We start from the raw sequence: 25,125 nt of genomic DNA, 5'->3' as shown, positions 1-25,125 counted from the left end.
CCGCGCCAGCGGGCCTCGAAGCACGGCTGATCGGTTTTCCGGGACGCCCCGGCTCGGGTGTCTCGGAGCAGCCTTCCTGCGTGCTTCGAGGCTCCGCTTGGCGTCGCACCTCAGCATGAGGACCGAGGGCGCTTGCCAGACAAAAAAGGATCGCGGCGCCCTCGGGCACCGCGATCCGGTTCAGGCGTCGGCTGGGGCCAAGCGGCCTTCGCCTCACTTCTTCTTTTTCAGCGTGCTCTGCGGGTTGAGGCTGCCGATATTGCCGCTCTCGCTGCCGGCGGCGGGGTCGATCACCGCGTTGATGAGGGTCGGCTTGCCGGAATCCATCGCCGCATCGACCGCCCGCTTCAGCTCGTCCGGCGTGGTGACGTTCACGCCGACGCCGCCGAAGGCCTCCATCATCTTGTCGTAGCGGCTATCCTTCACGAAGACCGTGGTGCCGGGGTCGCGCCCGGTCGGGTCGGTGTCGGTGCCGCGGTAGATGCCGTTGTTGTTGAAGATCACGATGCAGACCGGCAGGTCGTAGCGGCAGATGGTCTCCACCTCCATGCCGGAGAAGCCGAAGGCCGAGTCGCCCTCGACCGCCAGAACCGGCTTGCCGGTCTCGACGGCGGCCGCGACGGCGAAGCCCATGCCGATGCCCATCACGCCCCAGGTGCCGACGTCCAGGCGCTTGCGCGGCTGGTACATGTCGATGATGCCGCGGGCGAGATCGAGGGTGTTGGCGCCCTCGTTGACGAGGATCGCGTCGGGCCGCTCCTTGATGACGGTCCGCAGGGCGCCCAGCGCCGAGTGGAAGCACATCGGCGAGGTGTTCTTCATCAGCTTCGGGGCCATCTTGGCGATATTGGCCTCGCGCTTCGTGCGGATGGTCTGGAGCCAGTTCTCAGGCGCGCCCTTCCAGTCCTTGCGGATCCCTTCCAGCAGCGCCTCGACGCAGGAGCCGATGTCGCCCACCAGCGGGGCGGCGATCTCGACGTTCGAGTCCATCTCCCGCGGCTCGATGTCGATCTGGATGAAGCGCTTGGAGCCCGGCTCGCCCCAGGTCTTGCCCTTGCCGTGGGACAGCAGCCAGTTGAGGCGGGCGCCGACCAGCACGACGACATCGGAATCCTTGAGCGCGGTGGAGCGCGCCGCGCCGGCCGAGAGCGGGTGGGTGTCGGGCAGGAGGCCCTTGGCCATGCTCATCGGCACGTAGGGGATGCCGCTCTCCTCGACGAGCGCGCGGACCGCCTCGTCGGCCTGGGCGTAGGCGGCGCCCTTGCCGAGGATGATCAGCGGACGCTCGGCCCCCTTCAGCAGATCGAGGGCGCGGGCGACGGAGGCCGGAGCCGGGATCTGGGCCGGAGCCGGATCGATCACCTTCACCAGCGAGCGTGCGCCGAGATCGGCGTCGATGACCTGCGAGAACAGCTTGGCGGGCAGGTCGAGATAGACGCCGCCGGGCCGGCCGGAGACGGCGGCGCGGATCGCACGGGCCACGCCGATCCCGATATCGGCGGCGTGCAGGACGCGGAAGGCGGCCTTGCACAGCGGCTTGGCGATGGCGAGCTGGTCCATCTCCTCGTAGTCGCCCTGCTGCAGATCGACGATCTCGCGCTCGGACGAGCCGGAGATCAGGATCATCGGGAAGCAGTTGGTGGTGGCGTTCGCCAGCGCCGTCAGGCCGTTGAGGAAGCCCGGCGCCGAGACGGTGAGGCAGATGCCCGGCTTCTTGGTGAGGAAGCCGGCGATCGCCGCCGCGTTGCCCGCGTTCTGCTCGTGGCGGAAGGAGACGACCCGCAGGCCCTCGGCCTGGGCCAGACGGCCGAGATCGGTGATCGGGATGCCCGGCACGTTGTAGATCGTCTCGATGCCGTTGAGCTTGAGCGCGTCGATGACGAGGTGGAAGCCGTCGGTCAGCTCCGCCTCCTCGTGGGGCACGGCGCCCGCGGTGATCGCGTCGATGTTCTGGGCCTGGACGGTCATGCGGCGTTCTCCCTCTCGGTGCGGATGCTGTTGTCGGGCGCGGGACCCGATGGCGTCGGGGCCGGGCGCGTTTCGCGTCTCTCACGGCGCCTTCCGGCGCGCACGGGCCGTTCGGGGAACGGCCGGTCTTGCTGCGACGGATCTGGCATACCAAATACCAAATAGGCGGTCAAACGGAACTGGCACTTTTCTTCCGGCACGTCGCGAGCGTCGCGGTGCCGGTTCCGGAAGGACGATGAGGGACGGCGTGCGCCCGCTTCGTCCTCGACGATCGTGCGGCGGGATCGCTTCGCGCCGATCGATGCCGGCCGTCGGCGATAGGGTTCGGCAAACAGGCTCTCCACGAAGAAACGCGCCGGGCGTCATCCGCCGCGGCGCGTTTCTCGTCAGTCAGAACCGTGGGCCGCCCGCCCCCCTCAGGCGAGCTTGACCGACCGCGCCTCGGCCGCCTCGGCGATCTCGGCTTCCGACGCGAGATAGCGCCGCCGCATCGGCTTCAGCACGAACACCGCGAGCGCGGCGGCCAGGATGTTCAGCCCGATGATGAGGCCGAACACGGCCGACCAGCCGTAGCTCGCCGACAACACGCTGGCGAAGGGGACGAGGAAGGCCGCCGTACCCTTGGCAGTGTAGAGCAGGCCGGCATTGCTGGCCGCGTACTTCGAGCCGAAGGTATCGCCGCAGGTCGCCGGGAACAGCGAGTAGATCTCGCCGAACACCCCGAAATACATCGCCGTGCACAGCACGAAGACGATCGGGTTGCGTCCGTAGCCCAGCAGCAGGATGCAGGCGGTGGCGGCGATGACGAAGGCGATGAACATCGTGTTCTCGCGGCCGATATTGTCGGAGACCCAGCCGAAGAACGGCCGGCCGAACCCATCGAAGATCCGGTCGAGCGAGATCGCGAGGGTCAGCGCCGCCATTTGCAGGCCGAACAGGCTCATCGGCACGTCGGCGACCTTGAAGTCGTGGGCGATCGGGGCGATCTGCGCTGCCGCCATCAGGCCGCCAGAGGCGACCATCACGAACATCGCGTACATCGTCCAGAACACGGGCGTGCGCACCGCCTCCTTCGGGCTGCGGTCGATCTTGGTCTGGGGCAGGCGCAGGTTCTTGCGCCGGATCGGCACCGCCACGGAAGGCTTGCGCAGCAGGAACGACAGCAGGAGGACGACGGCGCCCTGGCCGAGCCCGAACACGAGGAAGGCCTTCTGATAGCCGCTCGCGGCGATCATGTTGGCGATCGGGATCACGGTGATCGCCGCGCCCGCGCCGAAGCCCGCCGCGGTCGCGCCCGCCGCGAGGCCGCGCCGGTCGGGGAACCACTTGAGGGCGTTGCCGACGCAGGTGCCGTAGACCGATCCCGCACCGATGCCGCCGATCACCGCCGCGGCGTAGAGCAGGAAGAGCGAGTCGGCGTAGGCATTGAGCGTCCAGGACAGGGCGATCATGACCCCGCCGAAACCGACCACGATGCTCGGGCCGTAGCGGTCGACGAACCACGTCTCGATCGGCACGAGCCAGGTTTCGGTGGCGACGAAGATCGTGAAGGCGAACTGGATCGCCGTTCGCCCCCATTGGTGCTGCGCGTCGATCGGATCGACGAACAGGGTCCAGCCGTACTGGAGGTTGGCGATCATGGCCATGCAGAGCACGCCGAAGGCGAGTTGCCACCACTTGGCGGAAGGCGCATCGGAAGGTGCCTCGCGATGCGCGTGTTGCTCTGCCGGTTGGTGAACCATCCGGGATCTCCCTAAAGCGTTTCTCGTGCTCCCCTGGCGCCACATCATGCACAATGATGCTAGGCATACAATATACCAGAGTGACAAAGATCCTCGGGTGCGGCTGCGGCAACCCGGCACACCGGCCGTAAGATGCCTCGACACGCATCGTTCGAAGCGACGTGCGGGGGCCTGCTGCAGACGCGACGACGCGCGCCGGGCGGTCTGGCCCGGCGCGCGCCGTCAATGGTTCGAAAGGCCGGCCGGCGGGGCCGGCCGGAGACGAGGCTCAGTGCGCCGCGGCGGGCTTCGGCTTGGTCTCGAGAGGCGCCGCGGCCCGCGTATAGGCGTGCCGCATCGGCTTGAGGACGAAGAGCGCCATGAAGGCCGCGATGATGTTGAGCGCGGCGGCCGCCAGGAACACCGCGTGCCAGCTTCCCGTCATCGTGGTAAGGATGCTGGTATAGGGCACGATCAGCGCCGCCGTGCCCTTGGCGGTGTAGAGCAGACCGGCATTGGTGGCCGCATACTTCGAGCCGAAGGTGTCGCCGCAGGTCGCCGGGAACAGCGAGTAGATCTCGCCCCAGGCAAAGAACACGAGTCCGGTCAGGATCACGAACATGATCGGGTCGTGGCCGAACTGGCTCAGGAGGTAGATGCCCACACCCTCGATGCCGAAGGAAAGGAACATCGTGTTCTCGCGGCCGATATGGTCGGAGATCCAGCCGAAGAGCGGGCGGGTCACGCCGTTGAGCACCCGGTCGATGGTCGCGGCGAAGGTCAGCGCCGGCAGGGTGATGCCAAACAGGCTCACAGGCACGTCGGCGATGTGAAAGTCCTTGGCGATGGGGCCGAGCTGGGCGGTCGCCATCAGGCCGCCGGCGGCCATCATCACGAACATCGCGTACATCACCCAGAAGATCGGGGTGCGCACCATCTCGCCGGGGGTGAAGTCACGCTTGCTCTGGCTGACGCGGGCGATCTCGGGCACCTGCCCCTTCTTCGGCGCCACCAGGAACAGGGCGATCAGCATCACCACCAGGCCCTGGCCGAGGCCGAACCAGAGGAAGGCCGACTCGTAGCTGTAATGGTGGATCACCGCCTGGATCGGCACCACGGTGAGCGCGGAGCCCGCACCGAAGCCCATGGCGGTGAGGCCGGCGGCGAGGCCGCGCCGGTCGGGGAACCATTTCAGCGAGTTGCCGACACAGGTGCCGTAGACCGCGCCCGCGCCGGTGCCGCCGATGATGGCGCCGAGATAGAGCAGGGTCAGCGAGTCGGCATAGGCGTTGACGACCCAGGCGAGGCCGCACATCAGGCCGCCGGCCAGCGTCACGACCCGCGGGCCGTACTTGTCGACGAACCAGCCCTCGATCGGCACCAGCCAGGTCTCGGTGACGACGAAGAGGGTGAAGGCGACCTGGATCGCGGCGCGGTCCCAGCCGTGCCGTTCCTGGATCGGATTGACGAAGAAGGTCCAGCCGTACTGCATGTTGGCGATCATGCACATGCAGACGATGCCGAAGATCAGTTGCAGCCACCGGTTCGTCGGCGGGGGTACAGGGGTCGCTCCGGGGTGGGCGATCGAAGGATCGGTGGTCGAAGGTTGGGTCATGGACGCATCTCCAGTGAATGCTCGATTTTTCCGAGCTTTTTGGTCGTGGTCTCAGGTCGTCAACGAGGTAAAAAATTGAATATAATCGGGCACTTAATCACGTTGAGAGAATTGCTTTGGTGATGAAATCGGCCGATCGAAGTCTCTAGAGCAACGGACGGCATCCCCGCCGCTCGGAGCTGTCTCTCTCGGAGCGATGTCGGCGACACGGAGGACGGGCGGGCTTGAGGCCGGCCCGGATCGTGAGCGAGGCGGGCCGCGGATCGTCCGCCCAGGCCCATGGCTGTTTGAAGACCGGCGGATCGATCTTGCCGATGGCGCGCGGACCACGGCACCATAATTCAAAATGCGGCATTGACAATAGGTATGTTGTATACCAGCCTGATCTCCAAGGCGGCCCCGGCTGAGAGGCATGCCGATGGAGGAGCGCCGTGTTTGGAACGATGCGCCGTGAGCCGGACGCCTCGCGCGTCCGCACCATTCACAGAGACCGGTCGGTGGCCGAGGCGGCGCAGCTCCTCGCCCAGCCGGGAACCGGCGCTCTCGTCGTCGTCGAGGGCGACGCCGATGCGACCGTGACCGGCCTCCTCACCCAGCGCGACATCTTCCGCGCCGTGGCGACCGAGGGGCCGGACGTCTACAATCGCAGCGTCTGGCTCATCACCGACCACGACTTTCCCGCCGTCGAGATCGGCACCTCGCCGCAGGACTGCCTGAAGACCTTCTGCGAGCGGAAGGTCGATCACATCGCCCTGATGGAATCCTGCCGCATCAGCGCGATCCTGAGCATCTGGGATTGCGCCGGAGAAGCGCGGGCGGCCGCGAGCCCGCAGGCCTTGCCACATACGTGAAGGCGCGCGGCCCCGCTTCGGGGCCATCGTCGGCCCTCGCGACGCGCGAAGGTCCTGGGCCGCCTCCAGCGGGAGCGGACACAGTGCACCGGGCGTTGTGCGAGGAAGATCCGGAAACGGTCGGAAGACAACTCCGAAAAAAGGCTCCGCCATGGAACATCCGAACAAGCATCTGACCGTCGTCGAGTGCCCGATCGTCTTCCCCGGCGAGAACGAATTCGGCACCTCCAGCATCGACATGCTGCCCCGCCTCGGCATCGCCGGCGGGCTGGAAAGCCGCCACATCCGGGTGCTGGACGAGCGCATCATCGCGGTGTGCATCTGGCGCAGCTCGTTCTGCGCCAAGCTGTTCTTCGACGCCGCTTGGCACGAGCGGGCGGCGACGCTGTGGGGCGAGGCCTACCAGATCCGGTTCGAGGCGATCGAGAACGCCTCGGCCGCCTGATCGGTGCCTGACGGGGCGGGCGCGATGGACACCGCCGCGCCGCCTCCCGCCGGGATCGCCTCGGCCGAACCGCTCTCCGCTGCGGCGGAGCCGTCCTTCCACGCCTGGAATCCCGGCCTCGAGCCGGGCCTGCCGCGGGCCATGCGCCCGCTCGCGACAGTGTTCCGGCCCGAGAACGTCTCCCTCAGTCTCCCCGAGATCCTCGAACTGTCCGATCTCAGCGGCCTGCCCGCGACGCAGCTCGCCCCGTTCCGGCCCGAGCGGCTCGCGGTGCATGAGGTGTTGATCCGGGTGATGGCCGACATCTCGGTCCCCGTGGGCGAGGTCTATGCCGATCTCGGCCTGAACTTCCGGCGCATCGTCTCGACGCTGCTGCGCGAGGGCGTGACGCACCGCCTCGACGCGGTCGCGGCCACGCTCGACGCCGTCCGCGCCGAGGCCGACGCGGCGTTGGAGCGCGAGCTGTCGGCCCTGTTCGAGGAGGCGTCCGCGGAAGCACCCGCTCCGTCCCCCGGCTGGGCCGGGTGGCTGCGCAGCCTTGCCCCGGGCGCGCGCGCCGCCTCTTCTCCCGCGTCTTCCCCCTCCCCTCCCCCCGCAGCGGACGGGCAGGCCCGGATCCTCGCGCGCCTCGACGCTCGCTGCGCCGCGGGTCACGAGGCCGACAGCCTGGAATGCGCCGTGCGCGAAGCGCTGCGCACGGTGTTCGGCCACGTCATCGCCCGCCAGGGCATGCTGATCCGCGACCGCGCGCTGCTGCGGCGGCTCGCCGGCATCCTCGTGACCAACCGCTGCGGCAGCGACCGGATCGGCGCGCTGATCGCGCCCTGGATCGAGGCGGTGGCGGAAGCCCAGGGCTATCATCGGCCCAGCCCCAAGGCGCAGCCGGTCGTGATGACCGTCAAGGGCGCCTCGGCCTCGGGAAAAAGCACGATCAGACCCTATCAGCGCGACCTCGCTGGACAGATCGGCGCGGCGTGGGCGGACTTTGCCGTCATCACCCCCGATGTCTGGCGCAAGTTCCTGCTCGATTACGACAGCCTGGGCGAGGCCCGCCGCTATGCCGGGCCGCTGACCGGTCACGAGGTCGAGATCGTCGATGCCAAGCTCGACCGCTACATCACGCGCAAAGCGGCGCAGGGCCGCCTTTCGCACCTGCTGATCGACCGTTTCCGCTTCGACAGCTTCTCGACGGAGGCCGGCAGCGACGGCGCCGGCCAGTTGCTGACCCGGTTCGGCCACCGGGTCTACCTGCAATTCATGGTCACCCCGCCGGAGGAGACCGTGGAACGGGCCTGGAAGCGGGGCGAGGAGTTCGGGCGCTACAAGGCGGTGGAGGATCTGCTCGCGCACAATGTCGAGGCCTATACCGGCATGCCGCGGCTGTTCTTCACCTGGGCGCTGCGGCAGGACCGGCCGGTCGCCTACGAGTTCCTCGACAACAGCGTGCCCAAGGGTGCGCGCCCGCGTACCATCGCCTTCGGCACCAACGACGCGATGACGATTCTCGATGCGAGCGCCCTGCTGGCGATCGAGCGCTACCGGCGGATCGACATCCGCGCCCGCGCGGCGAGCGAGGTCTATCGTGGCGTCACCGATGCGCCCGAGGCGGAGGCGCGCTTCCTGCGCGAGGCATTGCGGCGGCTGTCCGTGGTGCGCTTCGCCGAGCGGGAGACCGGGCGGGTCTTCGCGCGGTTCGAGCACGGCCGTCTGGTCGGCCTCGACGCGGCGGGTCTCGCCGCCGCCTGCCGGGACACCGGGACCGCGCGGGCGCTCGCCGCGGCGGGGCTGCCGGAGCGGGCCGACGGCGTTCCGCCGCTGGAAGAGGTGTTGCGTCCGGTCGAGACGTCGACGCTCGGCGCGTGGGGTCCAGCGGCGGATCGCACGGTCTCCTGACCGCACGCCTGTCGCGTCGCAACATCAACCGAGGCTTGTAACAGCGTCGCCGCCTGTCAGGATTGCCGGCTCACCCCGGCGCGCGCACAGACACGGAGCGGCATCACATGCGCGTGACGCATGTCCGCATCTGGTATTTTGTACTTCATATTCCAAAAAGTACGGACTATCTCGAGCTCATCGCACCGCAACATCCGTCCGCATACCCGGAGACCATCATGCTCGCCACTTGGCTCGCCGTTCTCCTGTTCCTATGCGCCCTCCAGGCGCTGTTCGTCGTCAAGCTGGCCGACCGCCTGACCGTGTCGGACGCCACGCAGGACGCTCCGACCGCCCGCGGCAGAGAAGCGGCCGAGACCGCCGAGCGTTACGCCCGCGCCGCCTGAATCGCGGCTGAGGTTTCGCGGAGAGCGGGGCTCGACGCACTCAGCCAATCGGGCATGACCGCACCGATGGGATAGGCCGCAATGCGCGGCTCCGTCGGCGTCGCGTCGAGGAAAGTCTGCAGCTCGGCCTCGGAGTAATGTCCGAAGGCCTCCACCAGATCGGCCAGAGCGTGGTCGAAAGCGGTCTGCGCCATCACCCTATCCTCCGGTTGCCGGCTCGTGGACGTATCGTCCGCCGTGCCGAAGCGCGAATGCCCTTTGGTATCTGGCATACCAACGAGCCGGAAATCAAGTTCAGAACGTCATGCGCTCGGAAAAATAATGCCCCGCGCTACTCCGCGGCGATCCGGTGGACAGCGCCGACCGCGCCCGAACCGAGGATGTCGCCGATCTCGGTATCGGAGCAGCCCAGCACCTCGCGCAGGATCTCGTCGGTATGCTCGCCGAGCAGCGGCGCGCGCGTGACCTCGGTCGGGCTCGCCGAGAGTTTGATCGGGTTCCCCACCGTCAGGTAGGCGCCACGGGTCGGGTGCTCGACCTCGACCACCGTGCCGTTCGCCCGCAGCATCGGATCCTCGGCGATCTCCCGCATCGACAGGATAGGCCCGCACGGGATCTCGTAGGCGTTGAGGATGTCCATCGCCTCGAACTTGTCGTGCTTCATCGTCCAGGCTTCGATCCGCGTGAAGATCTCGTTGAGATGCGGCAGGCGGGCCTTGGGCGTGGCGTAGGCCGGATCGGTCTTCCAATCGGGCTCGCCGATGATGTCGCAGATCGGGCCCCAGACCGCCCCTTGCGTGATGAAGTAGATGTAGGCGTTGGGATCCTGCTCCCAGCCCTTGCACTTGAGGATGCGGCCCGGCTGGCCGCCGCCGGAATCGTTGCCCGCCCGCGGCACCGCCTCGCCGAAGGGCACGCCCTCGCCATACTGGCTGTATTCCATTAGCGGACCGTGGGCGAGGCGCTGCTGGTCGCGCAGCTTCACCCGGCAGAGATTGAGCACCCCGTCCTGCATGGCGCAATCGACGCGCTGGCCCTGCCCGGTCTGGGTGCGCTGGTAAAGGGCGGTGACGATGCCGAGCGCCAGATGCAGGCCGGTGCCGGAATCGCCGATCTGTGCGCCGGAGACCATCGGCACGCCGTCGCGCCAGCCGGTGGTGGAGGCCGCCCCGCCGACGCATTGGGCGACGTTCTCGTAGACCTTGCAATCCTGGTAACGGCCGGGCCCGAACCCCTTCACCGAAGCCAGGATCAGCCCCGGATTGGCGGCCTGAAGCTTCTCCCAGGTCAGCCCCATCCGATCAAGCGCGCCGGGCGCGAAGTTCTCGACCAGCACGTCGCACTCGGCGATGAGCCGCCACAGGATGGCGCTGCCCTTCGGGTTCTTGGCGTCGAGCGTGATCGAGCGCTTGTTGTGGTTCAGCATCGTGAAATAGAGGCTGTCCACGCCGGGAAGGTCCTGCAATTGCTGGCGCGTGGCGTCGCCCGCGCCCGGCCGCTCGACCTTGATCACGTCGGCGCCGAACCACGCCAGCAATTGCGTGCAGGTCGGCCCCGACTGGACGTGAGTGAAGTCGAGGATGCGGACACCCTCGAGTGCCTTGCCCGATGCCTTGCTCATCGCAGGTCTCCTCCCCAGGAGAATGGCGTGTTGTCCGAGCGCTCCCGCGGCCGATGGCGTCGGCCCGAACGCCCTGTTGAGAAGCCGCTCCGGTCTTGAACAGGGCGCACACCGGGCTCATCCAAGGAAGGCTGCCCTGCGCCCAGCGAATGCCGGTCCTCTCGACTTCAAGGTTTCTTTCTGGCATACCAGATGCCAGACGTCAACGTTTTCGGGTTTCCGGCTCAAGATCCGCACGGGCTCGTGAGCAGAATCCGGAGGCATAAGCCCGGCGCATGGGTGCGGCCGGCTTGTCTTCCCAGAGGCGAGGCGCCATGCTCGAACGGCTCGATGCTCCATCCCCGGACCCACATTCCCATCGGCATCAAGGTCGATCCGCAGCGATGGAAAATTTCTCGATCAAGCCGATCGTTCCGGCGACGAGTCTTCGGACGCTCGCCTACGAGGCGCTGAAATCCGCCATCACCAACATGGACATCTACGGCCAGTCCGGGGATGTCCGGCTCGATGAGCGCGGCCTGTCGCAAACGCTCGGCGTGAGCCGCACGCCGATCCGCGAGGCACTGACGGTGCTGGAGCAGGAAGGCTTCGTGCGCAACGAGCCCCGGCGCGGCGTGTTCGTCGTCAAGAAGACGAAGCGCGAGATCGTCGGCATGATCCAGGCCTGGGCGGCGCTGGAGAGCATGGCGGCGCGGCTGGCCTGCACCGCCGCCTCCGACGAGGATCTGGCCTGCCTGCGCCGCTCCTTCCCCGAGTTCTTCGACGGCAAGCCCTACGAGCATCTCGGCGAATACTCGGAAGCCAATATCCGCTTCCACCAGAAGATCATCTCGCTCGGCCACAGCGAGGTGATCAAGGACCTGACCAGCAACCTGCTGATGCACGTGCGCGGCATCCGCAACACGGCGCTCCGTCAGGGTGACCGCGCCTCGAAATCGATCGAGGAGCACGTGCAGATCATCGAGGCGCTCGAGGCCCGCGACGCCGAGCGCGCCGAACGCCTCGTGCGCGATCACGGCCTCGGGCTCGCCGACCACGTCCAGCGCTACGGCGACCACCTCGACTGATCGCCGCCAACGGCCGCCCGTCCCGTGACGGGCCTGAGAACAGCGTCCCGAAGGCCTCGCCCTGGATACCGGATCCGGGACGAGGCCTTCGTCTTTTGTGCGGCACGTTCTCCTGAGAACCGGAAGCGGCCTGCCGGGATGAGGCTCTACCCTCCCGGGATCGCCAGCGGATTCTCGGTCAGAGCCGTCCGGTCCGGAGTGTCCGGGGCCGGCTTGCCGAGGAAGGCGTCCCAGATCCGTCGGACGAAGGCCGGATCGAGATCACGGACGATCAGCACCAGCCGCGAGCGGTGATCCGCATCGGGCCAAGCCGGCAGCGTCACCGGCGCGTGGACGACGTGCTGCACCCCGTGCACCACCACCGGATGCGCGGGGTCGTCGGCGAGCGCCACGAGGCCCTTGAGGCGCAGCAGCTTCGGCCCGTGCGCCGAGCGCAGGAGATCGAGGAACATCTCGAAGGCCGGGCGCGGCACGGGCTCGTCGCTGGTGAGATGGAAGGCGCGGATCGCCGCGTCGTGCCGGTTCACGTCGTGATGATGGTGGCCGTGGTGATGGCCGTGGTCATGGGCATGGTGATCATGTTCGTGCGCCTCGGCGCCGAGCCAGGCCCGCACGTCCTCGCCCTTGCTCGCTCCCCGGCCATCGAGGCCGAACAGGCCGCCGAGGAGGCGCTCGGCCGGCACGTCGGGGCCGTGGATCCGCGCGCCCGGATTGAGCGCCGTGAGCCGCCGGGTGAGCGCGTCCGCCTCGGCGCCAGGGAGGTCGGCCTTGGTCACGACGAGATGGTCGGCCACCGCCGCCTGCCGTAGGGCCTCGGGATGCGCGTCGAGAGTGCCGCCGCCGTTGACCGCATCGACCACGGTGACCACTCCCTGCAACTGGAAGCGGATCGCCAGATAGGGATGGTAGATCAGCGCGTGGAGGATCGGCGCCGGATCGGCAAGGCCGGTGGTCTCGATCACGACCCGGCGGAACGGGTTGATGCGGCCGTTGTCGCGGCGGCGCAGCAGGTCTTCGAGCGTCGAGATCAGGTCGCCGCGCACGGTGCAGCACAGGCAGCCCGCACCCAGCAGGATCATCCCCTCGTCTACCGTCTCGATCAGCAGGTGATCGAGCCCGACCTCGCCGAACTCGTTGACGATCACCACCGTGTCGGCGAGCGCCGGATCGCCGAGCAGGCGGTTGAGCAGCGTGGTCTTGCCCGCGCCAAGGAAGCCCGTGAGCACGGTGAGCGGGATCGGCTCGGGGCGGCCGGGTCGTTCGGAGTGGGACATCGTGGGACGGCTTTCGAAGTCTGATCGCCGGACATCCCCTCTCCCGCTGCGCGGGGAAAGGCCGGCCTGCCCCTGTCGTGCGGGCCGGGAGCGGAGCCGCAGCGAAGGAGCGGCTCAGGATGAGTCTCCTCCTGATACGCCCCCAATTCGGCTACTGCCCGCCCCGCGTCAGGCCCCGGCACGGGGCATGACGCCCCCTTGCCGCAGGCGGGGAGAGGGTCGCGGCAGATGTCGCAGCCTGTGTCTCGGCGCTGATATGACGATGCCGGGCGCCCGGGAAAACCCCTTACGACTCGTCGTTCTTCGCCTTCTTGTCCGCTTTCTTGGCGGCGGGCTTGGCCTCGGGCTTGGTCTCGGGTTTCTTGGCCGCCGGCTTGTGCGCCGGCTTCGCGGCGGGCTTGGCCGCAGCCTTCGGGGCGGCTTCGACCGAGGTGTAGGCGCTGGTCGCCGCCGGCACGCCCTTGTCGGCACCCTTGTCCTTGGCCGCCGTCTTCGCGGCGGGCTTCGGTGCCGTCACCGCGGCAGCCCGGGCCTTGGCGGCCTTTTCCGAGGCGGCCTGGCGGGCCGCATCCTTGGCCGCCTTGGCCTCGGCGCGCTTGCGCTGGGCCGCTTCGAGCGCGGCCTGCTTGGCCGCCTGCTTGGCGGCCTGCGCCTCTTGCTCCTCGCGGGCCAGCGCCATGGCGCCTTCCGTCGGGCTGCTGCCGATCCAGACCGGGATCGGCTGCAGCGGCCCCCGCGGCGGCAGGGTGCGGCCGCGGACATTGGCATTGCCGAGTGCGGCGAAGGCGAGATTGGTGGCATCCGGCGTCGCCGAGCCGAGGAGCTGCGTCGTGGCGCTGTCGGCACCGGGGCCGCTCGCGGTCAGGGCGCCGGGGCCCTCGTCCACCGGCATCGGCTTGCGCTTGTCGCAGATGTAGGGCCGCATGTCCGGCGGGGCGGCGACGTTCGACGGCGGCAGCGATTCCAGCGTCGGCGCGGTCCAGCCCGCCGACTGGCCGAAGCCGTAATCGAACAGGTCGGCGGCCTTGATGTCGCGCTCGCGGGCGCTCGGCTGGCCCATCACCACGGCGATGATCCGCCGACCCCCGCGGGTCGCGGTCGCCACCACGTTGAAGCCGCCCGAGCAGATGAAGCCGGTCTTCATGCCGTCGGCACCGGGATAGCGCCCGAGCAGGCCGTTGTGGTTGGCCATCACCGACTTGCCGAACTGGATCGCCGAGATCGAGAACAGGGCCTGCTGGTTGGGGAAGTCGCGCATCAGCGCCCGCGCCAGGATCGCCATGTCGCGGGCGCTCGTCCATTGCCGCGGCTCGGGCAGGCCGTTGGGGTTGTACCAGCGGCTCTCGCGCATGCCGATCCGGTGCGCGGTCTCGTTCATCATGTCGGCGAAGCCCTCGACGGAGCCGCCGAGCCCCTCGCCGATCGCCCAGGACACGTCGTTGGCCGACTTGACCATGATGATCTTGAGGGCGTTGTCGAGGGTGATCTGAGTGCCCGGCTTGAAGCCCATCTTCGAGGGCGGCTCGGCGGCGGCCGCCGGGGACACCGTGAGCAGCGTGTCGAGGGAGACCTTGCCCTGCCGCACCATGTCGAGGGCGACGTAGGTGGTCATCAGCTTGGTGATCGAGGCCGGATACCAGGGATCGGTCGCGCCCTGGCTGTAGAGCACCTTGCCGGATTCCGCGTCGACGACGAGGATCGGCGCGGTCACCGCCGCGGCCGCCCCGGCCATCAGGCCGAGGGCGGCGAGCGAACCGATCAGCCGTCCCCAAACACGCTTCACCATCGGGCCAATCTCGAAAGGGTGTGAGGGCGCGGGACGCCGCGGATCAGGAATGTCGTTGCCGTGGCCGGACGGTCCGTCAACGAAGCACCGGCCGGTTCGATCGTGGATCCTGCGTCATCAACGTGCCCTCCGTGGCGAGAGCATGGCAGAGGCGACGGGATCGGCGCTGCGACGGGAGGTTGCTCCCGGATAATCGCCCGCATTGGCGCTTCCGGACACATCGGGGTAAAGGCAAGGCACGGTACGCGAAACGAAATTCGATGTCCTACGCGGTCAAGGAACTCTTCCACACCCTTCAGGGCGAGGGCGCCCAGGCCGGGCGCGCGGCTGTGTTCTGCCGGTTTTCCGGCTGCAATCTCTGGTCGGGCCGCGAGGAGGACCGGGCGGAGGCCGCCTGCCGTTTCTGCGACACCGACTTCATCGGGATGGACGGCGAGGGCGGCGGGCGTTTTTCCGATGCCGAGGCGCTCGCCGAAGCGATCGCGGCGACCTGGGGCGGCGGCAAGGCCAACCGCTACGTCGTCTTCACCGGCGGCGAGCCGTTGCTCCAACTCGACGAGGCCCTGATCGCCGCCGTGCATGCCCGCGGCTTCGAGGTGGCGGTGGAAACCAACGGGACGCTTCCCGCCCCGCCCGGCATCGACTGGATCTGCGTGAGCCCCAAGGCCGGCAACCCGCTGGCCCAGACCTCCGGCGACGAGCTGAAGCTGGTCTTTCCCCAGGCCGAGGCCCTTCCCGAGCGTTTTGCGGACCTGCCCTTCCGGCACCGCTTCCTTCAGCCGATGGACGGGCCGGAGGCCGCCGCCAACACCGCCGCGGCGGTGGCCTATTGCCGCTCGGATGCCCGCTGGCGCCTCTCGCTCCAGACGCACAAGATCATCGGGATTCCATGATCCTGTCGCGCGAGCGTGCATTTTGCCCGCGGCGATGACATATCCGGCTCCGAGCCCCCCTTGCCGATCGTTTCGAGAGAGGTCCGCGTCCCGCGGACAATCGTCCATCCCATGAAGATCACCCAGGCCTTCACCTTCGAGGCGGCCCACCGCCTGCCGAACGTGCCCGAGACCCACCGCTGCCACCGCATGCACGGGCATTCCTACCGCGTGGAGCTGACGGTGGCGGGCGCGGTCGATCCGACCACGGGCTGGGTCGTCGATTTCTACGACATCGAGAGCGCCTTCGCGCCGCTGCTGGAGCAGCTCGACCACCATTGCCTCAACGAGATCGAGGGGCTCGAAAACCCCACCGCCGAACATATCGCGGCCTGGATCTGGCATCGCGCCAAGCCGGCGATCCCGGGGCTCGCGAGCGTGCGGATCTTCGAGACGCCCTATTCCTGGGCCGAGTACGAGGGCGCGTGACGATGGCGGGCGAGGCGGCGGAGGCGGGTGCGCTGGTGCTGTTCTCCGGCGGCCAGGATTCGGCGACCTGCCTCGCCTGGGCGCTCGACCGCTTCCCGCATGTGGAGACGCTCGGCTTCGATTACGGCCAGCGCCACCGGGTCGAGCTCGACCGGCGCGAGGCCCTGCGGCGGGGCGTGACCGCCCTCGATCCGGGCTGGCGCCGCCGGCTCGGGGAGGACCACACGCTGTCCCTGGCGGCCCTCGGCGCGATCTCCGACACGGCGCTGACCCGCGACAGCGCCATCGCCTTCGCCCGGGACGGGCTGCCCAACACCTTCGTGCCGGGGCGCAACCTCGCCTTCCTCACCTTCGCCGCCGCGCTCGCCTATCGCAGGGGCCTGCGCCACATCGTCGGCGGCATGTGCGAGACCGACTTTTCCGGCTATCCCGATTGCCGCGACGACACGATCAAGGCGCTGCAGGTCGCGCTCAACCTCGGGATGGAGCGCCGCTTCGTGCTGCACACGCCCCTGATGTGGATTGACAAGGCGCAGACCTGGGCGCTCGCGGAGGCGTTGGGCGGGCGGCCCCTCGTCGATCTGATCGTCGAGGAGAGCCACACCTGCTATCTCGGCGACCGGGGCGAGCGCCACGACTGGGGCTATGGCTGCGGCACCTGCCCGGCCTGCGACCTGCGCGCCAAGGGATTTGCACGCTATCTCGCCGCGAGAGCCGACTAGGACGAGAACCGATCAGGAGGAGCCATGCGCGCCGATGCCTTCCTCGAGGCCGTGAAGGGCCTGCCCGTCGCCCCGCTCGCCACCCTCGTGCCGGACGGGGGCGGCCTCGTCGTGGCCGCGCCGCATCCGGACGACGAGAGCCTCGGCTGCGGCGGACTGATCGTGCAGGCGCTTGCGGAGGGCCGCGCCGTGCGCGTCGTCATCGTCAGCGACGGCTGCGGCTCGCACCCGAACTCCAAAGCCTATCCCCACGACCGCCTGCGGGATCTTCGCGAATCCGAGACCGTGCGGGCCATGGCCGAACTCGGGCTCGGCGCCGAGCATGTCCATTTCCTGCGCCTGCCCGACGGCGGCGTGCCGAGCGAGGGCCCGCAGGCCGAGGCGGCGGCCGACGCGATCGCCGACATCGCCCGCGCGGCCGGGGCGAGCGCCCTGTTCGTGACGTGGCGGCACGATCCGCATTGCGACCACACCGCCTCGGCGGCCATCGTCGATCTCGCCCGCGCCCGGCTCCCCGGCATCGCGGCCTATGCCTACCCGGTCTGGGGCTGGACCCTGCCGCCGGAGCGCGAGGTCGGACCGGCGCCGGAGGGGTTTCGCCTCTCCGTGGAGGGCGAGCGCGCGGCCAAGCGCCGGGCGGTGGAGGCCCATGCCTCGCAGGTCTCCGGCCTGATCGAGGACGATCCCTCCGGCTTCCAGTTGGAGCCGGCGATGATCGACCGGCTCTGCAGCCCGCACGAATGGTACATCGCCCTGCGCTGAGGTCGCTTCGTCGGCCTCTTCGTCGGCCCCTTCATCCGGGTTTCAGGTTCAGGCTGTCAGGACGGGCATGACCTTCAAGCCTGGCCCGGACCGGAAACCCCCGTGAGCACCACCAGCGTCGTCACGCTCAACAAGGGGCGCGACGCCCACCTTGCGCGCCTGATCGAGGGGCTCGCCCGCGCGGCTGCCGCCGGCGAAGGCCCGGCCGAATGCGTCGTGGTCGAGATGGGGCCCGCCCCCGAACCGCTGCCGGAGACGCCGTTCCCGCTGCGGCGGGTCGATTTCCCGAGCGCCGGCCTGCCGCTCGCCGCCGCGCGCAATGCCGGTCGGGCGGCGGCCGCCGGCGACGTCCTCGTCTTCCTCGACGTCGATTGCATCCCCTCCGCCGGCCTCGTCCCGGCGCTGTCCGCGGCGGCGGCGGCGCACGATGCCCTGGTCTGCGGGCCGATCCGCTATCTGCCCGCGGGCGCGGTACGGGATGGCTGGCAGGAGGCGGATCTGCTGCGGGCCGGCCTCCTCCACCCGGCCCGGGATTTTCCGGCGAGCGGCGTGCGCGAGACGACGAATCCCGGTCTGTTCTGGTCGCTCGCCTTCGCGGTGCGGGCTGCGACCTACGACCGGCTCGGCGGCTTCGACGAGGGCTATGACGGCTACGGCGCCGAGGACACCGACCTCGCCTTCCGTGCCGCAGAGATCGGCGTGCCGGTGCTGCTGGCGGGTGCGCCGCCGGCCTTCCACCAGCACCACCTCTCCTGCGACCCGCCGCTCCAGCACTTCGTCGACATCGTCCGCAACGCCCGCCGCTTCCGCGCCCGGCACGGGCTCTGGCCGATGGACGGCTGGCTCGACGCCTTCGCCCGGCTCGGCCTGATCGACGCGAACCGCGAGCCCGACATCACCCTGCTGCGCGGCCCGAGCCCGGACGAGATCGCCGCCGCCCGCGTGCCGCCGGACCGGCCGTTCTGACGCAAGGCCCCCAGGGCCATCAGCCCTTCGAGGGCGGATCGCTCGCCTCGCGCTTCCCCGTTCCCTCGCGGCCCGGATCGGGCCGCGGTGAGGCTCCGCCCGTGAGGCTTCGGTGGCTCGGGCTGCGGTCGCCGGCCTCCGCGTGGTCGGGGCTGCTCAGGCTCGGAGCACCGGGGCGGCCGGCCACGCTCTCACCGGCGAACCCCTGCGCCCGGTCTTCGCCCTCTCGTGCCATGTCGTCATCTCCGCGATGGTTCGGCTCCGCGGCGAAACCGGCGCGGACGGGCGATGGTTCAAGCCGGGGCCATGACCGGGAATCGGATCGGTTCTGCGTAGACGAGACCTCATCCCAAGGCTGTTTGGCATGAGCGCTCCGTCCCACGCAGATCAAGGCCGTACCCTGATCAACATTGATGCGTCTTACGTGCATGAATGCCGCCCACAAGGCCGCGCTTATGCCCCACGATATCCTTGCTCCGCGGCGCGATGACCCGGCCTGTGCCGGAAAAGTTTTCGGCCCTCGATGCGAACTCTTCAAGATGCGGCTGGTTTTCCGGACATCTCACGCCGCCTGAGTCTTCAGGAGTTTCGATGACCACCAAGCCCCCACCCGTTCCGCCGGCCAACCGCTCCGACAAGGGCCCGGGAAGCGCGCCCGAGACCGCCACCGCCCAGGGCCGGTCCTCCTCCCAGACCAAGGACCCGGACAAGATCGGCCAAGCCGGCAACTCGAAGGTCAACACCACCCATCAGGGCTACCAGCAGGATCGCTGAATGAGCACATCCGCGAAGCACCCCAGCACCAACCGCCATCATGGCGGGCCGGGCAGCAGCCATCAGGACCGCTCGAAGCCTTTCGTCGAGCCCGATCACGGGCCGACCCCCGGTAGCCCGACGAACCATTCCAAGTCGGGCGTCTCCGGCGGTGGCGGTGAGCGCGACGCGCATCACACCCACAGCAGCACGGGCCGCGCCCCCGACCGCACCGACCGCTCCCACTGAGCACGGCCTCCGGGCCGAGCCGAGATCGAGCGGCCCGCGCCGCTCTCCGTCAGGAGGACAGCCATGGACGACACAGGAAACGAGGGCCGTAAGGCCGGTTCCGAGCACGAATCCCTGCGCGACTTCAATGCCTACGCCGACCGCAACGGGCAGGATTTCGGCCAGGACAGCCCCCTCGACGTCGCCCGCCCCGCCGACCTCCAGCGCGCCTTGCAGGAGGATCCGAGTTGGCAAGCCCAGACGGCGCGCACCGCCTCCGGCTTCGACCGCCGCGATTCCATCGCCGGCGGCAGCGTCGAGTCGGTCGAGGCCACCGAGGCGGAGACTCCGCCGGAGAACCTGCGCCGCATCAGCGATCCGAGCTTCAAGCCCGAGCGCTGAGGGCCGAGCCCGCAAAGAGAGACCGCGATGAACGGACGAAGGCTCGCCGCCACAATGCTCGGGGTCGCGGTCCTGGCGCCTCTGCCGGTCGCCGCTCAGGAGACGGGCGGCGGCGCGGGACGCGCCGGCAGCTTCGGCAATGCCGGCGTCAACGACCAGACCGGTACGGCCAAGAGCACCAACCCCAATCCGGGCAGCGGCGGCATCACGCGCGACGGCGCCGGCGTGCTGTCCGACAAGCCGCGCACGCACGGCGCGTCGGGTCCCGGAACCACGGGCCGGGAGACCGCCCCGGGCACGACGAACGAGCAGCGATAGGGGGTGCATGGCGGACGTCGCCCGCCGGATCGGGGTTAGGAAAGCCGGTCGAAGAGGGAAGATCGAAAGCGGGTTAGCCTTTCTGCTCCGCCAGAACATGCGCCACGATTGCGTTCGCATGCCCATGCCCCAGTCCATGCTCGGCCTTGAGCATCGCCACCAGTTCCATGTGCTTTGCCGGCAGTTTGCTCCGCACGATCTGCTGCCAATCGCCGATCGGCCTTCCGTACTTCTTTTCTATGGATGGGAAGTATGAGGCTGGACCCTTGATCGACTCGTCAGGCACCGCGACACAAGCCTCATGTGACGTTGAATAGTGGCAATCTGCCCGTCGAATGCCTGCATCGCAACGGCTGTTTACAAGTCGATTCGGTTCAGGCCTCAAGGTTCAGGCGGGCACGGATGGGGCTCCTCGCTGGTCGCGATGACCGCGTGTCCCCCTTCAAGGCTCGCGTTCCGAAGGGGTGCAACCCGCATCCCGACACAGAGCCTCGATCGCCGCCGCCGTGCGCGTCAGCGCATCGGGCTCGGCAAGGCGCCGGACGACGTCCGGATCGAGGGCGAGGCCGCGGGTGACGAGGTCGGCCCAGGCGCCCGTCTCCGGCCAGCCGCGATGCACCACCGCTGCGCCGAGCCGCTCCAGCGCCTGCGCCTTGGCCTCCTGCTCGTCATAGGCGCGGGGCTCGGGCAGGCACAGGAAGCGCTTGCCGAGGGCCGCCACCGCGGTGACGAGCCCGTCGCCCGCGCCCCCGACCACGAGGGCGGCGGGGGCGAGGTGCGGGCGCACATCCGTGACCCATCCATGCAGGTGGAGGTTTTGCGGGGCCGAGCCCGTTCCGACGACCGGGCCGAGCACATGCCACGCACGGTCCGGCACGGCTCCGGCGGCCTCGATCAGGGCGTCCAGGCGCCCGCCCTCGCCGCCGCGGCCGAACACCACGACGATGCGCCCATCCTCCTCCGGCGCCGCCCGCGCGGGCGCCCCCCCGAGGAAGCCGCCATAGAGGGTCTTTTCGCGCACCCAATCCGGCACGTCGCCGCCGTCCAGGGCTTCGGGGAAGGGGGCGAGCAGGCGCGAGGCGGCGCGGAACGCCTCTAAATGCGGCCGGTCGGTGCGGGTGCCGGACAAGCGCACCACGAGGCTCGGCACCGACAGCAGCCGGGCGAGCAGCGCCACCTCCGCCGAGACGTCAACGACGATCAGCGCCGGGTCGTTCTGCGCCGCCCAGGCGGCGATCCGCCCCATCCGCGCGCGGATGCCAGGATGGTTGAGCGGCACGTAGTGGAAGCATTCGGGGCGCTGCCCCGCACCGTCCCGCCCGTCGAAGCTGCGGTCGAGGCGGTCGTCGGGTAGGTCGAGAACGGGCCCCGGGGCGCCCGTGGTGTCGAGGCCGGCGAAGCTGCCCATCAGCGTGCAGGGCCGCCCCAGCGTCTCGAGGGCCCGCGACAGCGCGATCGCCCGCTGCAGATGCCCGGCCCCCTGATGATGGACGTAGTAGCCGAGCGGACGCGTCATGCACGCTCCGAAACGAGGCGGTGGGCGGCGGGGCGCATCTCAGGCCGCCCGGTCGCGCCGCAGGGCGGCGGCACGGTGTTCGAGCGCCGCCAACGCCTCGTCGAGGCCGCATTCCGGGGCGGCGCCGTCCCGCGCCTCCAGGCGGGCATGGGCGCGCTCGACGAAGGCGATGTCGTTGGGGCAGGCCGCGACGTCGATGGCGGCGAGGTCGTCGGCATCGAGCCCGAGCCCCCGCAGCACGGCGGGGTCGGCGCCCTCGCGATAGGCCCGGCGCAGGGCCGCCCGGCGCAGGATGACGGTTTCCCAATGCGCGGCCACCGGCAGGCGGTAGGCCTCGCCGTCGCGCACGACGCGGGCGCGGCGCAGCATCTCGGTGGCCATGCCGCCCTCGGCCCTTCCGGCGGTGCGGGCGGAGACGCGCACCGCCACGTCGGGGCAGTGGCGCAGGCGCCCGCCCGCCCGCTGCACGGCGGCGACGAGGGCGTTGTCCTCGCCGCGGGGCAGGACCGGCAGGCCGCCCACCGCGCGGTAGAGCGAGGCCCGCAGGGCAAGGCTGCCGCCGGTATGGTCGCCGTGGCGCGGCGCGGGATCATGGGGCGGCGGATCGAGGGCATCCTCGAGGGCGCGCACGCCCGACCAGTAGCGCTCGACCCGCGCGTGGAAGGCCGCGAGCGCGGGATCCGCCGCCCCCTCGTCGTCGATCACGAGGCGGCCACCGACGATCTCGGCCCTCTCCAGCGCGCGCAGGTTCGCTGCGACCCATCCGGGGGCGAGCCGCGCATCGGCATCGGTGGTGAGCAGCACGCCGTCCGGTGCGCCCTCGTCCTCCAGCCACGCGGCACCCGCATCGAGGGCGCGGCGCCGGGCGGTGCCGACATGGGCCTCGTCTGCGGCAAACGTCGCCTCGATCAGGCGCAGCGCCAGGCTGGCGAGCGCGCCCGAAGCGTCGAGGGCACGCACCGCCTCGGCCGTGCCGTCGGTGCAGTTGTTGACGACGACGACGACCCTGAGGGGCGCATCCGCCGCGTATCCGTGCTGCGCGGCGAGCGCCCGCAGCAGGCGCGGCAGGCGCTCGGCCTCGTTGCGGGCCGGGATGCAGACGACCGCCGGGCTGTTCGGATCGGATTTCGGCGCGGAGGTCGGGGTCGCCGTCGTCATGGCGTCAGGCCGCCGGGCGTTCGAAGACGGCGGCGCGGGAGCGGTTGGCGGGCGCGCCGGCCAGCACCTCGCGGTAGAGTTCCTCGTATCCGTCGGTCATCACCTGGGCGTCGTAGAGCGTCTCGGCCCGGCGGCGGCAGGCGCGGCGGTCGAGCCCGACGGCACGCTGGATCGCGCGGGCGAGCGCCGCCACGTCGTCGGCCGGGGCGAGTGCGCCGGAATGGCGATCGAGGATGTCGGGGATCGCGCCGCGGCCGAAGGCGGCGACCGGCGTGCCGCAGGCGAGCGCCTCGGCGACGACGAGACCGAACGGCTCCTCCCAGCGCGGCGAGACGATGGCCGCCCGCGCGCCGCCGAGCTGGCGCGCCAGCTCGCGATGGGAGAGATGACCGACATAGGTCACGTCCTCCCCGAGCCGGGGGGCGATCCACTCGTTCCAGTAGCGCGGGTTCGGCTGCGGACCGGCGAAGCGCAGGCGCATCCCGGCCCGGCGCGCCGCGTCGATGGCCAGATGCGTGCCCTTCTCCGGCACGATCCGCCCGCTCCAGAACACGTAGTCGGCCGGGTCCGCCGCCGGGCTGAAGGCGAAGGTCGAGAGGTCGATGCCGTTGCCGATGATGCGGGCATCCGGAACGAGGCTCTGCCATTCCTGCGCCAGCGAGGGCGAGACGGCGGCGAAGATCATGCCGGGCTTGGCCGCCCGCACGCCCTCGGCCAGGGACTCGAAGGGCGGGGTGTGGAGCGCGGTCGTCATCGGCACGGCGAGCGTGTTGCTCGCGCGCAGGGGCAGGTCGTGCAGGCTGTTGTTGTGCACGATGTCGAAGCCGCCGCGGGCGACCGCCTCCATGATGCGCTCATAGGCCACGAGCTCGGCCCGCTCGATCCGCTCGCAGGCCACCGGATCGCCCAGAGCGTCGCCGGTGGGCGGGCAGACGGGGTCGGGCACCAGCGCCGGATCGGAGCCTTCGGAAGCGAAGAGGGTGACCCGGTGGCCCCGCGCCCGCAGCGCGCCGGCCAAGTGATGCGTGTGCATCTCCAGGCCGCCCAGATAGGGCTGTCCGATCGGGAACTTGAGATGTGCGATGACGGCGATCTTCAAGGGCGTTGTCCGACGTCGGCGGCGCGGTGGACTCCGGAAGAAGTCCAATGGCCAGGCTTGAACCTGCACCATCGCTCAGGCTCTAGGAACGCCCGATGAACGAACCCTTCAGGAAAGGGCGGGCTAAAGGAATAAAAGTGACGCAGGCGGCCACGAAGCCCCGGCTGCCGATCGGAGCCAGGACCAGGGCTAGGTATGGCGCGGCGAGCCGGGGCGCGCCTTCCCGAAAAGGCCGCACAGCCTCGCAGGCTGATCGAGAGAGAGCTACTCGTCCTCGCCGAACTTGTCGGCGAGCAGCGCCGCGATCGCGTCGAGGGCATCGCCCGCGTCATCGCCCACGGCGACCACGGCGATGGTGGTGCCCTTGGCCGCCCCCAGGGTCAGCAGGCCCATGATCGAGCGCCCGCCGACGGTCTCGCCGGCGCGGGTCACGGTGACGGCGGCGGAAAAGCGCTCCACCGTCTGCACGAACTTCGCCGAGGCGCGGGCGTGCAGGCCACGGCGGTTGATGATCGGCAGGATCCGGACGAGGCCGCCCTCGGGCACCTCCGGCTGCGGCTCGACCTCGCCGTCCACGCTCTCGCTCATCGCCTCCGGCACTCCCTCCCCGCCGCCTCCTGCGGACCGGCAACGCGTCGGCGTGCCGTTTCCGGGTGCGGGACGACGTGGTTAAGCCGGGAGCGGGGCGAAGAAAAGGCCGTGCGGCGGGGAGATCGGGCGACTTGCCCGGCTACTTGCCCGCAAGAACCCGCGAGGCGACGTTGATGTACTTGCGGCCCGCCTCCTGCGCGTGGAGGACGGCGTCGCCGAGACTCTCGGCCTCGCGGACGCTGGCGAGCTTGATCAGCATCGGCAGATTGATTCCGGCGACCACCTCGACCTGGCCGCCGTTCATACACGACAGGGCGAGGTTCGACGGGGTGCCGCCGAACATGTCGGTAAGAACCACGACGCCCTGACCGGAATTGACCCGGCCGACGGCGGACATGATGTCGCCGCGGCGCAGCTCCATGTCGTCCTCCGGGCCGATCGTGATCGTCTCGACCTGCCGTTGGGGGCCGACGACATGCTCCAGGGCGGCCTTGAACTCGGTCGCCAACAGCCCGTGGGTGACGAGCACCATTCCAATCATCGAAGCGTGTTCCAACGCCCTGTGAGCGGAGACGCCATCTTGTGCAGCGCAAGGTGAAGCGCAAGCGGGTCGCGTCGTTTT

The 25,125-nt window shown here is 69.7% G+C and carries 29 protein-coding genes; 14 read left to right on the top strand and 15 right to left on the bottom strand.

The features are described 5' to 3' along the window. Positions 1–213 precede the first annotated feature (213 nt). The 4 genes from oxc to oxlT (HNR51_RS15110) all read right to left on the bottom strand — a co-directional run bounded on the left by oxc (position 214) and on the right by oxlT (HNR51_RS15110) (position 5,304). A complete protein-coding gene (gene oxc / locus HNR51_RS15125; protein WP_182555468.1) occupies positions 214–1,968 on the bottom strand; it encodes an oxalyl-CoA decarboxylase in 1,755 nt (584 codons plus the stop codon). Further along, a complete protein-coding gene (locus tag HNR51_RS15120) occupies positions 1,965–2,312 on the bottom strand; it encodes a hypothetical protein (RefSeq protein ID WP_182555467.1) in 348 nt (115 codons plus the stop codon). Before HNR51_RS15120 ends, oxc begins: the two co-directional genes overlap by 4 nt. Positions 2,313–2,384: 72 nt before the next feature. Continuing rightward, positions 2,385–3,710, bottom strand: coding sequence for an oxalate/formate MFS antiporter (gene oxlT, locus HNR51_RS15115; protein WP_182555466.1), 1,326 nt, complete (start codon positions 3,708–3,710; stop codon positions 2,385–2,387). 268 nt (positions 3,711–3,978) lie between these two features. Then, positions 3,979–5,304 (bottom strand): oxalate/formate MFS antiporter, encoded by a 1,326-nt coding sequence (gene oxlT / locus HNR51_RS15110; protein WP_283215078.1) that lies wholly within the window; start codon positions 5,302–5,304, stop codon positions 3,979–3,981. Between the two features lie 431 nt (positions 5,305–5,735). Between oxlT (HNR51_RS15110) and HNR51_RS15105 the strand changes: the two genes are divergently transcribed. From HNR51_RS15105 to HNR51_RS15090, 4 genes are all read left to right on the top strand, one after another. Beyond that, positions 5,736–6,155: a CBS domain-containing protein gene (locus tag HNR51_RS15105; RefSeq protein ID WP_012453074.1), complete on the top strand. Its 420-nt coding sequence runs from the start codon at positions 5,736–5,738 to the stop codon at positions 6,153–6,155. Between the two features lie 151 nt (positions 6,156–6,306). After that, positions 6,307–6,600, top strand: a complete 294-nt coding sequence (locus tag HNR51_RS15100; protein WP_012453075.1) for a hypothetical protein — start codon at positions 6,307–6,309, stop codon at positions 6,598–6,600. A gap of 24 nt (positions 6,601–6,624) precedes the next feature. Beyond that, entirely contained in the window at positions 6,625–8,493 is a 1,869-nt protein-coding gene (locus HNR51_RS15095) for a DEAD/DEAH box helicase family protein (protein WP_182555465.1), read from the top strand. A 107-nt stretch (positions 8,494–8,600) separates the two neighbouring features. Continuing rightward, positions 8,601–8,879 (top strand): hypothetical protein, encoded by a 279-nt coding sequence (locus HNR51_RS15090; protein WP_182555682.1) that lies wholly within the window; start codon positions 8,601–8,603, stop codon positions 8,877–8,879. On the opposite strand, the gene HNR51_RS15085 is transcribed toward HNR51_RS15090, so the two are convergent. Then, on the bottom strand, positions 8,861–9,073 hold the full coding sequence (locus HNR51_RS15085) for a hypothetical protein (RefSeq protein WP_063986975.1): 213 nt from the start codon (positions 9,071–9,073) through the stop codon (positions 8,861–8,863). The genes HNR51_RS15090 and HNR51_RS15085 overlap by 19 nt on opposite strands. 137 nt (positions 9,074–9,210) lie before the next feature. Beyond that, on the bottom strand, positions 9,211–10,500 hold the full coding sequence (gene frc / locus HNR51_RS15080) for a formyl-CoA transferase (protein WP_182555464.1): 1,290 nt from the start codon (positions 10,498–10,500) through the stop codon (positions 9,211–9,213). 383 nt (positions 10,501–10,883) lie between these two features. Between frc and HNR51_RS15075 the strand changes: the two genes are divergently transcribed. Then, on the top strand, positions 10,884–11,567 hold the full coding sequence (locus tag HNR51_RS15075) for a GntR family transcriptional regulator (protein WP_012453080.1): 684 nt from the start codon (positions 10,884–10,886) through the stop codon (positions 11,565–11,567). A gap of 146 nt (positions 11,568–11,713) precedes the next feature. Here the strand turns inward: HNR51_RS15075 and HNR51_RS15070 are convergent, their stop codons facing one another. Together HNR51_RS15070 and HNR51_RS15065 are read right to left on the bottom strand one after the other, a co-directional pair. Further along, positions 11,714–12,841, bottom strand: coding sequence for a CobW family GTP-binding protein (locus HNR51_RS15070; protein ID WP_182555463.1), 1,128 nt, complete (start codon positions 12,839–12,841; stop codon positions 11,714–11,716). A gap of 286 nt (positions 12,842–13,127) precedes the next feature. Beyond that, positions 13,128–14,627: a D-alanyl-D-alanine carboxypeptidase family protein gene (locus tag HNR51_RS15065; protein ID WP_012453082.1), complete on the bottom strand. Its 1,500-nt coding sequence runs from the start codon at positions 14,625–14,627 to the stop codon at positions 13,128–13,130. A 260-nt stretch (positions 14,628–14,887) separates the two neighbouring features. Here HNR51_RS15065 and queE point away from each other — a divergent pair, with 260 nt between their 5' ends. From queE to HNR51_RS15040, 5 genes are all read left to right on the top strand, one after another. Then, entirely contained in the window at positions 14,888–15,520 is a 633-nt protein-coding gene (gene queE / locus HNR51_RS15060) for a 7-carboxy-7-deazaguanine synthase (RefSeq protein ID WP_182555462.1), read from the top strand. Positions 15,521–15,631: 111 nt separating this feature from the next. Next, positions 15,632–15,988: a 6-carboxytetrahydropterin synthase QueD gene (queD, locus tag HNR51_RS15055; RefSeq protein ID WP_182555461.1), complete on the top strand. Its 357-nt coding sequence runs from the start codon at positions 15,632–15,634 to the stop codon at positions 15,986–15,988. A 2-nt stretch (positions 15,989–15,990) separates the two neighbouring features. Beyond that, positions 15,991–16,710: a 7-cyano-7-deazaguanine synthase QueC gene (queC, locus tag HNR51_RS15050; protein WP_182555668.1), complete on the top strand. Its 720-nt coding sequence runs from the start codon at positions 15,991–15,993 to the stop codon at positions 16,708–16,710. Positions 16,711–16,734: 24 nt separating this feature from the next. Continuing rightward, positions 16,735–17,472 carry a PIG-L deacetylase family protein gene (locus HNR51_RS15045; RefSeq protein WP_182555460.1) on the top strand — a complete coding sequence of 246 codons (738 nt, stop codon included), beginning with the start codon at positions 16,735–16,737 and terminating at the stop codon, positions 17,470–17,472. Between the two features lie 102 nt (positions 17,473–17,574). Beyond that, positions 17,575–18,438 (top strand): glycosyltransferase family 2 protein, encoded by an 864-nt coding sequence (locus HNR51_RS15040; RefSeq protein ID WP_182555459.1) that lies wholly within the window; start codon positions 17,575–17,577, stop codon positions 18,436–18,438. Between the two features lie 19 nt (positions 18,439–18,457). Here the strand turns inward: HNR51_RS15040 and HNR51_RS15035 are convergent, their stop codons facing one another. After that, a complete protein-coding gene (locus HNR51_RS15035; protein WP_182555458.1) occupies positions 18,458–18,673 on the bottom strand; it encodes a hypothetical protein in 216 nt (71 codons plus the stop codon). A 356-nt stretch (positions 18,674–19,029) separates the two neighbouring features. Here HNR51_RS15035 and HNR51_RS15030 point away from each other — a divergent pair, with 356 nt between their 5' ends. From HNR51_RS15030 to HNR51_RS15015, 4 genes are all read left to right on the top strand, one after another. Further along, on the top strand, positions 19,030–19,212 hold the full coding sequence (locus tag HNR51_RS15030; RefSeq protein WP_012453089.1) for a hypothetical protein: 183 nt from the start codon (positions 19,030–19,032) through the stop codon (positions 19,210–19,212). Next, on the top strand, positions 19,213–19,440 hold the full coding sequence (locus HNR51_RS15025) for a hypothetical protein (protein WP_012453090.1): 228 nt from the start codon (positions 19,213–19,215) through the stop codon (positions 19,438–19,440). Between the two features lie 63 nt (positions 19,441–19,503). Then, entirely contained in the window at positions 19,504–19,821 is a 318-nt protein-coding gene (locus HNR51_RS15020; protein ID WP_012453091.1) for a hypothetical protein, read from the top strand. Positions 19,822–19,848: 27 nt separating this feature from the next. Then, the gene (locus tag HNR51_RS15015; RefSeq protein WP_182555457.1) at positions 19,849–20,139 is read left to right on the top strand and encodes a hypothetical protein; all 291 of its coding nucleotides are present in this window, start codon (positions 19,849–19,851) and stop codon (positions 20,137–20,139) included. 73 nt (positions 20,140–20,212) lie between these two features. On the opposite strand, the gene HNR51_RS15010 is transcribed toward HNR51_RS15015, so the two are convergent. From HNR51_RS15010 to HNR51_RS14985, 6 genes are all read right to left on the bottom strand, one after another. Further along, complete coding sequence (locus tag HNR51_RS15010; RefSeq protein WP_012453093.1) at positions 20,213–20,425, bottom strand: DUF4287 domain-containing protein; 213 nt, start codon at positions 20,423–20,425, stop codon at positions 20,213–20,215. A gap of 156 nt (positions 20,426–20,581) precedes the next feature. Then, positions 20,582–21,655, bottom strand: a complete 1,074-nt coding sequence (locus HNR51_RS15005) for a glycosyltransferase family protein (protein ID WP_182555456.1) — start codon at positions 21,653–21,655, stop codon at positions 20,582–20,584. 39 nt (positions 21,656–21,694) lie between these two features. After that, positions 21,695–22,813, bottom strand: a complete 1,119-nt coding sequence (locus HNR51_RS15000; protein WP_182555455.1) for a glycosyltransferase family 2 protein — start codon at positions 22,811–22,813, stop codon at positions 21,695–21,697. Positions 22,814–22,817: 4 nt separating this feature from the next. After that, positions 22,818–23,912 carry a glycosyltransferase family 4 protein gene (locus tag HNR51_RS14995; RefSeq protein ID WP_182555454.1) on the bottom strand — a complete coding sequence of 365 codons (1,095 nt, stop codon included), beginning with the start codon at positions 23,910–23,912 and terminating at the stop codon, positions 22,818–22,820. 264 nt (positions 23,913–24,176) lie between these two features. Beyond that, a complete protein-coding gene (locus tag HNR51_RS14990) occupies positions 24,177–24,500 on the bottom strand; it encodes an HPr family phosphocarrier protein (protein ID WP_012453097.1) in 324 nt (107 codons plus the stop codon). 142 nt (positions 24,501–24,642) lie between these two features. Continuing rightward, on the bottom strand, positions 24,643–25,044 hold the full coding sequence (locus HNR51_RS14985) for a PTS sugar transporter subunit IIA (protein ID WP_012453098.1): 402 nt from the start codon (positions 25,042–25,044) through the stop codon (positions 24,643–24,645). Positions 25,045–25,125 lie beyond the last annotated feature (81 nt).

It is taken from the genome of Methylorubrum thiocyanatum, assembly GCA_014138645.1.
In the GTDB taxonomy this organism is placed as follows: domain Bacteria; phylum Pseudomonadota; class Alphaproteobacteria; order Rhizobiales; family Beijerinckiaceae; genus Methylobacterium; species Methylobacterium thiocyanatum.
Note: the sequence above shows the minus strand (reverse complement) of the source record. Positions and strands in the feature narration are given on the sequence as shown.